At 44.9% G+C, this 14,928-nt stretch carries 13 protein-coding genes and 1 pseudogene; 5 read left to right on the top strand and 9 right to left on the bottom strand.

Annotated features, from left to right (window positions below):
* Positions 1-92: 92 nt before the first annotated feature.
* Entirely contained in the window at positions 93-863 is a 771-nt protein-coding gene (locus MBEAL2_RS04650) for a TatD family hydrolase (RefSeq protein ID WP_047151131.1), read from the bottom strand.
* A gap of 611 nt (positions 864-1,474) precedes the next feature.
* The gene (locus tag MBEAL2_RS04645; RefSeq protein WP_047151221.1) at positions 1,475-2,908 is read right to left on the bottom strand and encodes a DHA2 family efflux MFS transporter permease subunit; all 1,434 of its coding nucleotides are present in this window, start codon (positions 2,906-2,908) and stop codon (positions 1,475-1,477) included.
* 565 nt (positions 2,909-3,473) lie between these two features.
* Here MBEAL2_RS04645 and MBEAL2_RS04640 point away from each other — a divergent pair.
* Positions 3,474-3,735: pseudogene (locus tag MBEAL2_RS04640) on the top strand (IS4 family transposase); the annotation flags it as partial.
* Positions 3,736-3,839: 104 nt separating this feature from the next.
* Positions 3,840-4,925, top strand: coding sequence for a branched-chain amino acid aminotransferase (locus MBEAL2_RS04635; protein WP_047151129.1), 1,086 nt, complete (start codon positions 3,840-3,842; stop codon positions 4,923-4,925).
* 129 nt (positions 4,926-5,054) lie between these two features.
* Here the strand turns inward: MBEAL2_RS04635 and MBEAL2_RS04630 are convergent, their stop codons facing one another.
* Positions 5,055-5,987 (bottom strand): MBL fold metallo-hydrolase, encoded by a 933-nt coding sequence (locus MBEAL2_RS04630; protein ID WP_047151128.1) that lies wholly within the window; start codon positions 5,985-5,987, stop codon positions 5,055-5,057.
* 238 nt (positions 5,988-6,225) lie between these two features.
* On the opposite strand from MBEAL2_RS04630, the gene MBEAL2_RS28890 reads away from it, so the two are divergent.
* On the top strand, positions 6,226-7,245 hold the full coding sequence (locus tag MBEAL2_RS28890) for a peptidylprolyl isomerase (RefSeq protein ID WP_052947471.1): 1,020 nt from the start codon (positions 6,226-6,228) through the stop codon (positions 7,243-7,245).
* Between the two features lie 54 nt (positions 7,246-7,299).
* On the opposite strand, the gene MBEAL2_RS04620 is transcribed toward MBEAL2_RS28890, so the two are convergent.
* The 4 genes from MBEAL2_RS04620 to MBEAL2_RS04605 form a co-directional block, all read right to left on the bottom strand.
* Positions 7,300-8,016, bottom strand: a complete 717-nt coding sequence (locus MBEAL2_RS04620) for a manganese catalase family protein (RefSeq protein WP_047151127.1) — start codon at positions 8,014-8,016, stop codon at positions 7,300-7,302.
* 85 nt (positions 8,017-8,101) lie between these two features.
* Complete coding sequence (locus MBEAL2_RS04615) at positions 8,102-8,893, bottom strand: SDR family NAD(P)-dependent oxidoreductase (RefSeq protein ID WP_047151126.1); 792 nt, start codon at positions 8,891-8,893, stop codon at positions 8,102-8,104.
* Between the two features lie 127 nt (positions 8,894-9,020).
* Positions 9,021-9,929 (bottom strand): DMT family transporter, encoded by a 909-nt coding sequence (locus tag MBEAL2_RS04610; protein ID WP_047151125.1) that lies wholly within the window; start codon positions 9,927-9,929, stop codon positions 9,021-9,023.
* Positions 9,930-10,148: 219 nt separating this feature from the next.
* A complete protein-coding gene (locus tag MBEAL2_RS04605; RefSeq protein ID WP_047151124.1) occupies positions 10,149-11,135 on the bottom strand; it encodes an aldo/keto reductase in 987 nt (328 codons plus the stop codon).
* A gap of 155 nt (positions 11,136-11,290) precedes the next feature.
* Between MBEAL2_RS04605 and MBEAL2_RS04600 the strand changes: the two genes are divergently transcribed.
* Positions 11,291-11,992: a ribonuclease H family protein gene (locus MBEAL2_RS04600; protein ID WP_047151123.1), complete on the top strand. Its 702-nt coding sequence runs from the start codon at positions 11,291-11,293 to the stop codon at positions 11,990-11,992.
* 26 nt (positions 11,993-12,018) lie between these two features.
* Here the strand turns inward: MBEAL2_RS04600 and MBEAL2_RS04595 are convergent, their stop codons facing one another.
* Positions 12,019-12,951, bottom strand: coding sequence for a ketopantoate reductase family protein (locus MBEAL2_RS04595; RefSeq protein WP_047151122.1), 933 nt, complete (start codon positions 12,949-12,951; stop codon positions 12,019-12,021).
* Between the two features lie 177 nt (positions 12,952-13,128).
* Positions 13,129-13,803, bottom strand: coding sequence for a type 1 glutamine amidotransferase domain-containing protein (locus MBEAL2_RS04590; RefSeq protein WP_047151121.1), 675 nt, complete (start codon positions 13,801-13,803; stop codon positions 13,129-13,131).
* 249 nt (positions 13,804-14,052) lie between these two features.
* Between MBEAL2_RS04590 and MBEAL2_RS04585 the strand changes: the two genes are divergently transcribed.
* Positions 14,053-14,886 (top strand): MBL fold metallo-hydrolase, encoded by an 834-nt coding sequence (locus MBEAL2_RS04585; RefSeq protein ID WP_052947470.1) that lies wholly within the window; start codon positions 14,053-14,055, stop codon positions 14,884-14,886.
* Positions 14,887-14,928 lie beyond the last annotated feature (42 nt).

Below are 14,928 nucleotides of genomic sequence, written 5' to 3'. Positions count from 1 at the left end.
AAGAGCCACTCAGGAGAGTGACCCTTTTCCTTAGAAAACGTTTTTCCTTTCTGCGTATGTGCCTTGCTTATCCATAGTAAGCTTAAGCTCCATTAACCAAAGAAGAAGCGCAACGCATTTTGCGTTGTCACCTGCTCTATTTCTTCCTCCAATTTTCCGTGGATGCCGGCGATCGCCTGAATGCTATCTCTAATCCATAGCGGGTGGGTTAGCTTCCCTTCATAAATACCTTGATGCGGATACGGTCCGTCTGTTTCGAGCAGCAGTTGTTCGATAGGAACGAGCCAGACAAGGTGCTGGTCACGCTCCCGGTACACCACTTCAGGGGTGACAGAAATGTAATATCCGCTATCCATAATTTGACGTACCACTTCATCAGGGGCTTTTAACCAATGAAATACCGCTTTTTCAATGTTATGTTGTTTTACTGCCTCAAGGCATGGTTGTGCCATCGTATGCACAGCGTGCAGAATAACAGGAAGTTTAAGCTCCGAAGCTAAAGCTAAGAAGTCATGCAGGATTTCCCATGCGATTTCCGGAATCGCGTTTGGTTGTTTATTTTCCAGCGAATAATAGGGCAGTCCAACTTCTCCAATCGCACGAATTTTTGACGGATTTTCCTTTATCCATTGAATGAGTTTCTTTTTTTCTTCCCTTATTTCACCGTTCATTTCTCTTTCCGGATGAATCCCTGCACCTACTTCCACCCGTTCATTGTATTGGTTTTTAATCTTTAGTAAACGCTCTAAAGAATGAAGCCCTGTAGCCGGCGCGATAATGTTGCGAATTACGGCCGCTTCTTCCATTAGCCTGTGCAGCGTCTCATCATCAAGCTGATCAAGATGATAGTGTGTATCGAGCATAGTAAAAGAATTCCTTTCTCTCTACATTTTCCTTATATCCTTGTACTAAATATACCGCAAACGAACATAGTGCATGGGGTATACTACAGATAAAAACTAATTTTAAATATGTTACTATATTTTATATATAAATATACAACTTCTGATAAAGGAAGAAGTGTTCCCCTTGAAAGAACCTGCAGCAAGCCCGGCTGGCTGATGACCTCAATTTTGCTTGTCTCAGGTTTCAAGATGTAGGTCTTTATGACGCGACCGGCATAAATAGGATATATACGTCGATTCTGCAAAGGACATACAAAATATCCCCCCGTTTTTTAGAACTTGAGACACTCAGATAAAAATGTCAATCGTGGTTCCACGACTTTAGTAGTCTCATTCTAAAAGATAAGAATCATTAAGGAAAAATTAATGTTCAACCAAGACCGGGTATAATACAAGCCCTCGTAGGTCAATTTCCGGCGCACAACGGAAGCGCAGACACGTTCAAACAATTCCTGCTCTACCCTTCTCACCTTTTACCTGTAGTATTAGCCAACCGGTTAGCCGCTCATAGGACTGCAATTTTACAAGAACGAAGAGAAAAGGGAGCCCATAGGCTCCCTCTAGGAACATCAATGCTTCGGATTCATCGCCGCATGGTTGACGACAACGCGGCGGATGAAGAACGCTATGGCCAGACCGATCAGCGTTACAATCATTGCGAACATGAACACGTTCTGTGAGCCGACCGTCATTGCGTTGGCCATCTCGGTCTGTTTGGTCGGCGCGGGAGAGTCGTGCAAATACTTCTCCATGCCGCTCGTAAGGATGCTGATTGCGATCGCTGTGCCGATCGCGCCCGCGACCTGCTGCAGCGTGTTCATGACCGCCGTACCGTGCGGGTACAGCTCTGGCGGCAGCTGGTTCATGCCATTTGTCTGCGCCGGCATCCACACCATGGAGATGCCGACCATTAGTCCGATATGCAAGATGACGATGAAAGCGACCGAAGACGCGGGCGAAATGTTGGAGAAAAACCATAACATTACCGCGACGACGACGAAGCCGGGAATAACAAGCCACTTCGGCCCATACTTGTCGAATAAATGCCCCATGCGCGGCGACAGGATGCCGTTCAGTGCGCTGCCTGGCAACAACATGAGCCCGGCGGCGAACGCGGACAGTTTCATACCATTCTGTAGGTACATTGGCAGAATAATCATACTCGATAAGATGATTATCATACACGACAGCACCGTAAGCAGTCCCACGATGTACATTGGGTACTTGAAGACGCCAAGGTTCATCATCGGATCACGCATAAATTTCTGTCGCAGCGTGAATAGTACGAGCGCGGCCAGCCCGATGATGATCGAAGTGAGCACGACTGCGTTGGTCCATCCTCCCTCACCTTCGCCAGCCTTGCTGAACCCGAAGACGACGCCGCCGAAGCCGATCGTTGACAGGGCGACGGATAGTAAATCGATGCGGGGCTTCGTGACATCGGTTACGTTTTCCAAATACTTTAGCCCTACCAACAGCCCTATGACCAAAAACGGCAGTGGGAGCCAGAAGATGTAGTGCCATGTTAAATATTCGATTAGGAGACCCGCCACGGTCGGGCCGATCGCCGGCGCAAACATGATAACAAGGCCAACGAAGCCCATCGCCGCCCCACGCTTCTCCGGCGGATACACGACAAGGATCGTATTGAACATGAGCGGAATCAGCAAGCCCATGCCAGTTGCCTGCAGAATGCGAGCGACCATTAGCATTTCGAAATTGAACGCGAGCGCCGCAATCAATGTGCCGATGATCGAGCTCGCAAGCGAACCGATAAACAGTTGCCTCGTCGTAAACCATTGCAACAACAACCCAGTCATTGGCATCAGAATACCAAGAGTCAGCAGGAACCCCGTTGTCAACCACTGTGCGGTCGCGGCCGAAATTTGAAACACATCCATTAAATTACTGATCGCAATGTTGAGCGCCGTCTCGCTGAACATGCCAAGGAAGCCGCAGATGAGCAGCGACGTCATGATGGCCCGTGTATTGTATTGCTTCATTATCGATTCCACTTCCCTCTCCTGAAAAATGTTTATTTATAAGCGCCCCTATATTGGGTGTGTTCATAGTTGTCCAAGTCAATACACAGAACAAAAAAGGGGAGTTACTCGGTTTTATGCCACCATGATACGGGTGTTAAATGATAATAAATTCGCCAAAAATCGCAAAGATTAATGCAGTAAACCCGGCCTCATTACGGAGCAGGTTAAAAGTAACTTTCAACAATCGATTCCTGTTAGCCATCCATGCAGCGAAACCAAACCACAGACAATGTAAGAAAAACTCGTTCTTATATGGGAACTTAATAACTATATGATTCAACAAAAGATAAGTATAACTCTTTTACTTACCTTTATCATTATCTTTTTTCATAAATCGAATTGCACTAATGAAAAAGTAAATCGCCAACCCGTACACCTCTAGTTGAATAATTAACTCAACTTTCGCAGAGCGATAAGCCATGAGGATCTTTACTGTATAAGGCCTGATAGCCATTCAGAAACATAAATGGACAACATCGCTGAAAAGTGCGCTGAAAATAGAAAAACACCGTTCCATTTGGTAAATCGGTATATTGTATTGGCCTGGCAGCATCGGCAAAGTACGGATGAGCGTTCGTTGGGCGGTTTATTTCTTGCGCTTTGCGATGAAGTTAGCGAACTGGATTGGGCGATTGCATTACATCAACTCTTCGAATTGATCACGGATATTGCCAAAAACCAGCAAGAAACTCTCAACATTCATTCAAAATCAACTCCAGCGATGGATCTCTGGTTTGCCCAGCTACATCAAGGCTTACCTGCCGAATGTATACTGCGAAAGTTGAGTTTATTATAATAAATGTTGTTAATAAGTTCAGAGGATGTATATCATTTATTAATAAACAGATTCCACATAAAAAGAAAGAAAATTGTGAAGGAGTAATGTGCTATGGTAAATCAAATTACGATTGAAAAAACAAAAAAACCAAAAGAGAAGCCTAATCAGGATCATTTAGAATTTGGTCATAATTTTACAGACCATATGTTTTTAATGGATTATACAGAAGGAAAAGGCTGGCATGATGCCAGAATTCTCCCCTATGCCCCATTAAGTTTGGATCCTTCTACAATGGTGTTGCATTATGGTCAAGCAGTGTTTGAAGGATTAAAAGCCTACAGAACCGAAGAGGATAAGATCCTTCTATTCAGACCGAATAAAAATATGGAAAGACTTAATCTATCCAATGAAAGACTAAGTATTCCTCCTATCGATGGCGAATTTATCATTCAGGCTATAAAAGAGCTGGTTCATATCGATAAAGACTGGATTCCAACTAAAGAAGGAACCTCCCTCTATATCCGACCGTTTATTATCGCCACAGATGCTACACTTGGCGTTCATCCTTCCCACAGCTATTTATTTCTTGTCATCCTATCCCCTGTTGGTGCTTACTATCCAGAGGGAATAAAACCTGTAAAAATTAACGTAGAGAGCGGATATGTTCGTGCCGTTCGTGGTGGTACAGGATTTGCTAAGACTGCTGGTAATTATGCATCCAGTTTGAAAGCACAGGAAGATGCCGAGAAAAATGGATACTCTCAAGTTCTATGGCTAGATGGAATTGAGCAAAAATACATTGAAGAAGTAGGAAGTATGAATGTATTCTTCAAAATTAACGGTGAAGTAGTCACTCCCGCTCTGAATGGTAGTATTTTAAATGGAATTACAAGAGATTCTATTATCCACCTTTTAAAAGAATGGGATATTCCTGTTATTGAAAGAAAGGTTTCTGTTGAAGAATTGTATGGAGCTCATGTTAACGGAGCTTTGGAAGAAGCTTTTGGAACGGGAACCGCAGCTGTTATTTCCCCTATTGGTGAATTGAGTTGGATGGATAAAAAAATGACTATTAATAATGGTGAAATCGGTGAATTATCTCAGAAACTTTATGATACGATTACGGGCATCCAAAACGGAAAAATTGAAGACAAGTTTGGATGGACAGTTGAAGTAGAGGCTATTAATGTCAAATAATCTTTAATTCATTTTTGTAGTGTTCTATATCTTTGCTTCAACATTACTTGATGGAATCCCGTTCATTGTATACACCGCAACCCCACTAGTTTTTATTAAAGCCAGGAATGACTTATTCCTGGCTTTTTATTAAACAAGGCTCTTTTGCCCGCTAATCACTGTTTCCCCGATTTTAAGTACCTTTAATTTTTCTGCGGGCAGCCCCAGTCTTCTCCACTCCTTATATAATCTGTCGAGCGCTTCTGGACCCGTATCATCCGCCAGTCGATACGCTCCGTAATGCATCGGCACAAAAATCCCCGCTTTGAGCTCTAAAAACGCTTTAATGGCGTCCTCCGGGTTAATATGGGCAACCTTCATAAACCACTCCGGTTCATACGCCCCAATCGGCATAAATACAACATCGATAGCAAAACGCTTCCCAATTTCCCGGAAGCCTTTAAAATACCCGGTGTCTCCAACAAAATAAAAGGTTTCTTTATTTGATTGAAACACCCAGCCCCCCCAGTGAGATGTATTTATATCAAAGGGGCTCCTTCTTGTCCAATGCTGGGCTGGAACAAAGTGAAGCTGGATTGTATCATGCTGAAAAGCTTCCCACCAATTCGCCTCAATGACCTTATGGTATCCCTTTTTTTCGAAAAGCGGTTTGAGGCCAACCGGAACGTAATAGGCTGGATTCCCCTTCAGTTTTCGAAGGGATGAGAATTCAAGGTGATCGTAATGCCCGTGGGATATGGCAACAATATCGACTTCAGGAAGCTCTCCGATTCTCATCCCCGGTTCTGTCAGCCGTTTGTCAAACCCCATTCTTTTCCCCCACACAGGATCCGTTAAAATATTTAACCCATTCATTTGGATGAGAAAAGTCGAGTGCCCAATCCAGGTGTACGTCGTTCGTTCCCGGTTCTCCTGCAGTTCTTTTATACGCTTATTTCTCGCATGAGGGATTTGGATCGTTAAATCCTTCACATTTTTTCTTCTTTCCCTCCTGCGCTTATATATTTGAATGATTGTCTTCTTGTTTTTAATACCATTAAGGTTTTCATATCTCTTCGGCATACTTCTCATACCTCACCCGATGTTTTTAAAAACGTATTTAAGGATTCATCTTATGGTTCACAACAAAATCAAAAAATATAAATAAAACAGGCCGCATGCAGTGTATCTATTTTATCTATCATTCATTCCCTCGTAATTTCCTATGATTTCTTTTATTCCCTTCATACTTTTCGTGTATAATTACTAGAGAAAAACTTTATTCATAAATCTCAAAGATAAGAAAGGCGTGGAAAACATATTGCGAATAAATAAAAATTACGGACTTCTAATCTTAGCCCTTATCCTTATAGGCATGATTATTGTCGGCCAAACCAAACCAGGGGTAGCAGAGTACGGGGACGGGAAGAAGATTAGTGAACCCGAGTATAAGAACTACGTAGAGGTAATAAAGGCCATTGAACCCAACATGAAACAACAGCTTGATGCGGGTAATAAGGAAGCACTTACTCAAATTCTTCATTTTCAGGTTATGAACCGCTATATAGCTGATCAGGTCAAAGACACAGATGAAGATAAGAAAAAAGCAGAAAATGACTTTAACCAGTTCGAAGCTTCGATAAAACAGCAGCTGGGTACAGGGAAAAGCATCGATTCATTTTATACAGAAAATAATGTGACTAAAGATGAAGTCAAAGCATTTTTCTTAGACCAGGCAAAAATGATTTCTTACTTCGCAAAGGATATCCCGGAGGCAGATAAAAAGAAAACGTATGAGAATGCGAAGAAACAGGGGGCCTTTATCCAGGCTGATGTGCGCCATATTCTCATTGGTACAGAAAAACGTTCCAAAGCAGAAGCAAAGAAGAAGGCAGAAGATCTCGTCAAGCAGCTTCGCGCCGGTGCAGACTTTGCGAAGCTGGCAAAAGAAAATACAGATGATCCGGGAAGCGCTCAAACAGGCGGCCTCTACCAATATAATGAAACCCAGCCACTCGGACAAACGGTAGAAGCCTACCGTAACGCAGCGATGACACTTCCTTTAAATAAAATTAGCGATCCAATTGAAACCACATACGGATACCACATTATGCGGGTAGAGAAACGAAGTGAACAGACGTACGAGGGAGCGAAGAAACAAATTGAGGATTCACTGGCGATGGGCAAGGAAAGTGAGTTCTTCCATTCAGGGCTTCAGAAAATCATCAAGAAGGAAACCATTCCGGCTTCTATGATTAAAAACCAGCCGGCGCAGCAGCCAGGTTCCGAACCATCTGCACCCGGCCAGACAACACCTGGCAATCCGCCTGCGAATAAATAGCTTATGCTATAAGAAACAAGCCAGCTTACAAAAAACGGTAAGCTGGCTTTATCATTATTCGTTCTTCGCCTTCATTTCCTCAGCAGGATTATTCCCCATTGGAACCGGGTCCTCCACATATTCGAATTTCCCGTCTTCATTCCACGGTCCGCGCGCGTCGGTTGCTCCGGTTGACATGTTGAAGTATTTTTTTACAAATTCAGGGCTGCCGGACATCACACCAGGCATTTGCTCTTCCAGCGAATAGAGCGCTTCCTGGAAGTTTTGAATGTGTGTAACCTCCCGGGTCATTAAGAACTTTAGCATATCAAGGACGGAAGGATCGTCTGTTTGGGTCATGAGGCGTTCATACGTTATTTTGGCCCGGCCTTCCGCAGCGATGTTATTATGTAAATCGCTAGCCGTTTCCCCGCTTACTTTCAAATAATCCGCTGTCCACTTAATTCCATAGCTGTTCATAAGGTTCGGTCCATTTCCGCCCACAAAATCGAATATTTCCGTCTGGTAAAATTCCTCATTCGGGTGGCCATTGATGAGCATGTCAATACACGTACCGACCATCTCCAGGTGGCTGATTTCTTCTGCCGCAATGTCCATCAGCATGTCGCGCATTTTCGTATCGCGGGATCCTAATCCCTGGACAAAATACTGCATGGCAGCGGCAAGCTCTCCATTGGCTCCTCCGAATTGCTCAAGCAAGATGCGGGCAAAACGCGGATCAGCCTGGCTCACTTTTACTTCGTACATAAGATTTTTTTTGTGAAAAAACATGGGCAGCCCTCCAAATCCAGAATTTAGCTTCAGAGGTTTCTTTCCCCTTTTATCTGTATCATAAACAACGTTAGTATGCTTAGTTTTATGCTAAATTAATGCCTCTTTCTTTTAACCATTGTTCAAATTCAACCGCTACAATCCGCTCACCTGTCAAGCCTTCGGACGCCGGCGATGCCAGGAAAACGATCGGTTCCGCCATAACGCGGGGATTTATAAGTGAAAACTGCGATTCAACTTCCTCTCTAACCTCATCCGGGATCATGCCTGTGACGGTAGCCCCGCCCGGTAAAAGCATATTTACGGTTACCCCATACTCTTTCAGGTCTTCCGCCATAATGTGAGAAAGGGACTCCGTAGCTGCGCGGGACGGACCGTAGGGAACAAATCCCTTTCTTTTCATCGTTTCATAATTCATAGAAATATTGATAATGCGCCCTTTCCTTTGTTCCACCATCATCGGGGCAAATTGTCTGGCCACCAGGAAGTAGCCCGTTACATTTGTATCCATTAAATTGCGGAATCCTTCTGGCGTCACCTTATAAAAAGGCTGCGGCTCAACCAGGAAACGGGGATTCACTGTTCTCATTCCAATTCCTGCGTTATTGACAAGAACATCAATTGTGCCCCATTCTTTTTTAACCCATTGAACAGCGTCCGCTACAGATTGTTCGGAACGAACATCTAAAGGCAATTTGTGGGCATCGTACCCTTTGGCCTTTAAACCGGCTACTGCTCCATCTAATTTACTCCCCTCGCGTGATGCCAATGCGACCGCAGCGCCCGCCTCTAACAGAGCTTCGGCCATCGCATAGCCGAGTCCACTGGAAGCCCCTGTAATCACGGCGTTAGTTCCTGTTAATTTTTTATTATTCATTCTGTACACCCCTGTTTTTCATGATTTAGATAACCTTTAGCCTTACCCGGGTTTGGTTGTTTCTATTCCATCACAAAAAAACCCGGCTGTATTATGAGCCAGGCTTCTAAAATAAACAAACAGGCATTCAATATAAAGCGACTTCTTTACTCTGCTCCATGCTCGGCTTCGATTTCCGATTCACTAAATAAATGCTAATCGCAATTAAAACCAGCCCGATTAAAAGGTCAATCGTAAAGGGTTCGCCTAAAAATAATGTCCCGGTTAAAACAGATATGAGCGGAACGAGAAATGTATAGGAGGCTACCTTACTGGCATCACCGAGATTGACGAGTGTAAAATAAACGACCCAGCTGGCCGAAATCCCAAGGACAATGCCAAAAATAAGACCAAACAAGTAAGGTCCGTTCCAGACGATGCTGGACCATTTCTCCATCCCTGAGCCGACGCCGGTTAAGGCGATGCCGCCGATAATACACTGTATGGCAGAAAGCCACATCGAATCTACCCTGGTGCTAACTTTTTTCACGTAGACCGTGCCAATCGCCCAGCAGAGTCCTGTAATGAGAGCAAGTACAATCCCCAGCATGGCGATATGACCCGAGAACCCACCGGCACTGACCATGATGACACCGAGGAATCCGATAAGTAAACCGATGACTTTTAACAGGGACATCGATTCTCCCAGCCATAACCAGGCGAAAATACCGACAAGTACCGGTTGGAGGTAGACGATGACCGAGAACAACCCAGACGGTGTATACATCAAACCGACCGTCTGCAATCCGTAAAACAAGGTCACATTAAATACGGATGAAATAAAATAAATAGGCCAGTTTTCTTTCCAGCGAATTTGCTTCCGTTTTGGATATAATAGAACAGCTAACAGCAAGCCGCCTAAAAGCGTGCGCATTCCGGCAAACAAAAGCGGCGGTGTGTAGGGCAATGCCGTTTTGTATATCGGCCACGCAATTCCCCATATAATCACAAGGAACGCAATGAGACTAACTGTTTTGGTGCGTGATAATTCTTTCATGATCTAATTTCGCCTTCTTCTATTTGGAATGGATTTTAACTATAGTTTGTAACTTATAGATAGTACCCTATTTGTGTCATTTTATCAAACAATGTAGTGTTAAAATTAAAAGGAAATGACAGAAGGAGCCTGCAACCACAGGCTCCTCCAAGTTTAAAACCGTATTCAATTTACTTAGCAACACTATTACAAATACAAATGAAAGTGTAAATGCAATATTTATAGATTCACACTGCCCATTGAAGCCTCCGGATAACGCCCGCCCGCCGTTACTCCATGCGGTGCAACCTCGTTAATCCTTGCTACATCTGTTTCCGTTAATTTTACATCCAATGCCCCGACGTTTTCTTCTAAATACTTTCTTCTTTTTGTTCCCGGAATCGGAACAATATCATCGCCCTGGGCCAGCAGCCAGGCGAGCGCCAGCTGGGAAGGCTGGCACCCTTTCTCCTCCGCAATCTCGCGGATGCGGGCAACAAGGTCAAGGTTTTTCTGAAAATTCTCACCCTGGAAGCGTGGGGAGAAACGCCGATAATCGTCTTCAGCCAAATCATCAAATGATTTGATTTGTCCCGTCAAAAATCCTCTGCCCAGCGGACTGTAGGCCACAAAGCCAATCTCTAGCTCCCGTATCGTTGGCAGAATTTCATCTTCCACGTCCCGGCTCCAGAGAGAATATTCGGTTTGCAGCGCTGTAATCGGATGAATCTTATGGGCTCTGCGAATTGTATCGGGCGCCGCTTCCGACATGCCGATGTACCGCACTTTTCCTTCCCGCACCAGGTCAGACATGGCACCGATCGTTTCCTCAATTGGCGTATTCGGATCGACCCTATGCTGATAATATAAATCGATATGCTCGGCACCCAAACGCCGCAGGCTGGCTTCACACGCTTGCTTAACATACTCAGGCCGGCCATTCACGCCCTGAAACGAGCCGTCTTCCCCTCTCACGTTTCCGAATTTCGTAGCAAGGATAACATCGCCACGACGGCCCTTTAGCGCTTTTCCGAGCAATTCTTCATTTCGGCCCACCCCATACATATCGGCGGTGTCCAAAAAGTTAATTCCCAGCTCCAGCGCCCGGTGGATCGTCCGAATGGATTCTTCGTCATCCTGCCCGCTATAAAAATCAGACATTCCCATACATCCAAGACCAAGTGCAGAAACCTCAAGCTCCGATTTGCCTATTCTTCTTTTTTCCATGTTCAACCTACCTTTCTATATCTAGCACATAATGATAAAAACCTTCTCCATAGTAAGCTTACCCATAAATACTTCCAATTCCTCTGTTTTTGAATATAAAAACGGAGGAATAGTAACAGTAAAGAAAGAGAACGAGCGGAAGCGAAGGTGAATGTATGAGCAGGCGTTTCTATGCTGTTGGAATTGGCAAAGCCCCTGGCATCTATCGAAAACAAAAAGAAGCCCTGGAGCAAACCCGGGATTTTTCCCGGGCAAAATGGAAAAGCTGTCTAACCTTCGAAGAGGCGAAACAGTTCGTATTGAACTCCATTTGCCGGATCGACCACGACTGGCTTCTGCGGGAACAAAATAAAAAGAGATTCCAGGACAAGGTATCATCCAATGAAAAGTCGTTAAAAGAAGAGCTTTTGCTGACAGAATCGCATTCCCGGGAAGAAAATACGCTTGTCATTTATACGGATGGCTCCATCTATAAGAATTTCGCCGCCTATGCTGCTGTCATTGTGCAGCATAATCAAGTCGTTCACCAGCTATCCGATAGTAAGAAAATACAGGAGCAGAAATGCACGTCCTCCCTGGCTGAAATACTCGCCGTCCAGAGCGCGATTTCCTATGCCATTGAACAGCAAAAGCAAAAAGTCGTGATTTTTCACGATCTTGTTACACTTGGATTAGCTGCCTATCGCCAGGCGAATGTAAGCAGCCCGGTGCTTCTTGCTTATCAGCGCTTTATCGATGAGGCGCTGGAGCAAATCGACATTCACTTTGTAAAAGTCAGAGGCCACCGTGAAAATCCTTTTAACACGCTGGCGGACGAGCTTGCCAAAGAAGCAATCGGGAAGAAGAAAAAGAAATAATCTTCTGCTCTCTTCTATCCTTTGCCTTACATTAACATCTCTTTTTCCCTTTTCATTTCATAAACTTTAAGGTTGTAATATACAGTCTGCAAAAGCGGAGCCCCAAGACCGTGATGCCTGGCTAAAGCGAGCAGGTACCCCTGCATCTGGTCTGATTCAATTGCGATCCCTTTTTCCATATCCCGAAGCATGGATGACTTCATCCCATAGCTTTGTTTGCCAAAGAGGTTCATTTGCTTCTCTACAATTCCTTCATCAATGGGTGCTCCTGCCGCCTTCATTATAGACGCGATTTCCTCAAACAACTGGCGTGTCTGCTCCGGGCCATATTCTGCTTCAAGTACCGGCCCTGCGGGTGCCTGCACCAGTGTAGTCATGCCCGAGAATGTAGAAATGAAGAGATATTTATGCCACATGTCCCGAACAATCTTTTCACTTGCGGTATACGTCGCCCCGGCTCCTTGAAAAAACTGCTCCAGGGCAGTAATACGCTCGCTTCTGCTGCCATCCAGCTCCCCGTACACCAGTTCATGGGACTTACTTTTTTGTTCGATTTCTCCTCTCTCATTCAAGGTGGCTTCAATAAAACAGAACCCGCCTAAGATGTTTTTGCTGCCGAATTTCTCCCGAAGCAGGTCCATATGGGCCATGCCGTTCAGCAAAGGCAGAAGCATTGTCGCCTCACCTGCATACGGGCGAATCGTTTCCAACGCTTCTTCGAAATGATAGGCCTTTGTCGTCATAATGATTAAATCAAACGGTGCCCGTTCCTCTCCCGCAACCATTGTCTGCGGTGTCAAATGCGCATCCCCATGGATGCTGTGAATGACTAATCCTTGCTCATTCAGCTGTTTTTGTCTTTTTTCCCTGACCAAAAAGGTTACATCTGCCCCTTTTTCCAGGAGTCGGCCTCCAAAATAGCCTCCGATTGCACCCGCACCTACTACAAGAACTCGCATCTCGTATTCTCCTCTTTTGTTTTGTTTAACATTTCAGAAAATGATTGCCACGCCATTAAGTATATCGAGTTCCTACCTTTTAAATCAATGAAAAACTCTCCGCAGTTCAATGAGCAATAAGAACAAGAGCCCTGTCCTTTCGTGGACAGGGCTCTGCTACATGCCAATTCCCAATCATTACGCTGGATTTTCTAACGCTTCCACGACTTTTTCCCCGGCACTTCTGCTGGACTGCGGATTTTGCCCGGTCACTAAATTTCCGTCCCGAACCGAAAAATCTTTCCATTTCTCACTTGAGACAAAAGATGCGCCTTTTTCACGAAGCCTGGTTTCAAGTAAGAACGGCATATCCCGGTCCAGTTCCATCTCTCTTTCCTCCTCGTCGGTAAAAGCGGTCAACTTTTTACCTTTCACGAACGGGGTTCCGTCCTTATACGTCACGTTGACCAGGCCGGCCGGTCCATGGCAAACCGAGCCGATCACTTTACCTTCTTCAGCAAATTGCTGCAATACATAGAGCAGTGTTTCATTATCGGGAAAATCAAACATCGTGCCGTGGCCACCCGGGAGAAAAATGGCGTCAAATCCCTGTGCATCGTCCCTGCTTAGTTGAGCCGTGTTCTTTAATTCCTCTTCTGCGGCTGCCCATTCAGCATTCTTTTCTTCCGGTATACTGTTCGGATCAAGCGCAACTTCTCCTCCGCGAATGCTTGTCACTTTAATGTTATAGCCTTTATCTCTAAAGATATTATAAGGCACTGCGAATTCTTCCAGCCAAAGCCCCGTTTTGTGGTCATCTGTTATCCTGGTGTGGTTCGTAACAACCATAAGAATACGTTTTGTTTCCGGCATGTCGAATACCTCCATTGTGTTGTGTTCTTTGCTAAATGCTATAAGCGGCTCTGTACGGTTCCGGAGTCAACGCTTTCCCGCCAAGTTAAGTGTGCCTTTCTTTATATATTCCCTTTAACATTTTTAGGTAAACAAAAACAAGAATTACAAATGAGAGGGAGTCTTTTTTTATTTTATTACTTAGTTGTTTTTTTATACTAAGTATAATATATTATAATTATTCCACAGTAAATGAAGGGGGCTTCTATTATGATCGTACAAAGACTATCATGGGCAGGAATTTTAATCAGGCACGAAGAATCAACGCTGCTCATCGATCCGCTTGAGAACACTGGTAATACCGAAGACAAACCGCTGACAGCCAATTTTGGAGTTCCCCTGGAACCTCTGCTCCCGCTTAGCGATTTATCCCGCCCTGCCGCTGTCCTTGTTACTCATATACATCCCGATCATTTTGATCACGATTCCATTCGTTCCGCTTTTGGTGGAAATGTTCCGCTCGTCCTTCCGGATGAATCCGCTGCTTATGCCAGAAAAAAGGGGTTCAGCAATGTGGAGGGTGCTTCCATCGGTGACAGTTTTACTTATGGCCCTTTTCGTATTACAGCTGCCCATTCAGCGGACGGATTCGGCACACCGCAGGTCGCCTGGGTTGTTGAAGCCGGCGGAAACAAACTTATTCACTGCGGGGATTCACTCTGGCATGGGTTCTGGTGGAAGATTGCGCGGGAGCACGGACCGATCGATATTGCCTGCCTGCCGATAAACGGACCGATTCTAGACGTTAAGGGCCTGGGCCGCCAGAGCATGCTGCCCGCTGCTATGACACCTGAGGAAGCTGTGGAGGCAGCCGCTATCCTTGGTGTAAAAAAAGCTGTGCCGATTCACTATCACGCATTCCACAACCCTCCCTTCTACACCGAAACAGCCAATCCACTCGAGAGGTTCATGGCAAAAGCAGTGGAGTACGGAGTGGGCGTGGAAGCTTTAAAACCAGGTGAGCTATTTGACTTGTCCGGATCCTACCAGGAGAAGCAGGTCAAAAAAGAATCAATTATTCCATATTCTGCTCCGTCCGTCTAACATAAAAAAGGGTGTGCTGTGAATTCGTTCTTCCTTCACAGC

It is taken from the genome of Aneurinibacillus tyrosinisolvens (assembly GCF_001015055.1).
GTDB classification, from domain to species: Bacteria; Bacillota; Bacilli; order Aneurinibacillales; family Aneurinibacillaceae; genus Aneurinibacillus_A; species Aneurinibacillus_A tyrosinisolvens.
This window is presented reverse-complemented; position numbering and strand designations above follow the sequence as displayed.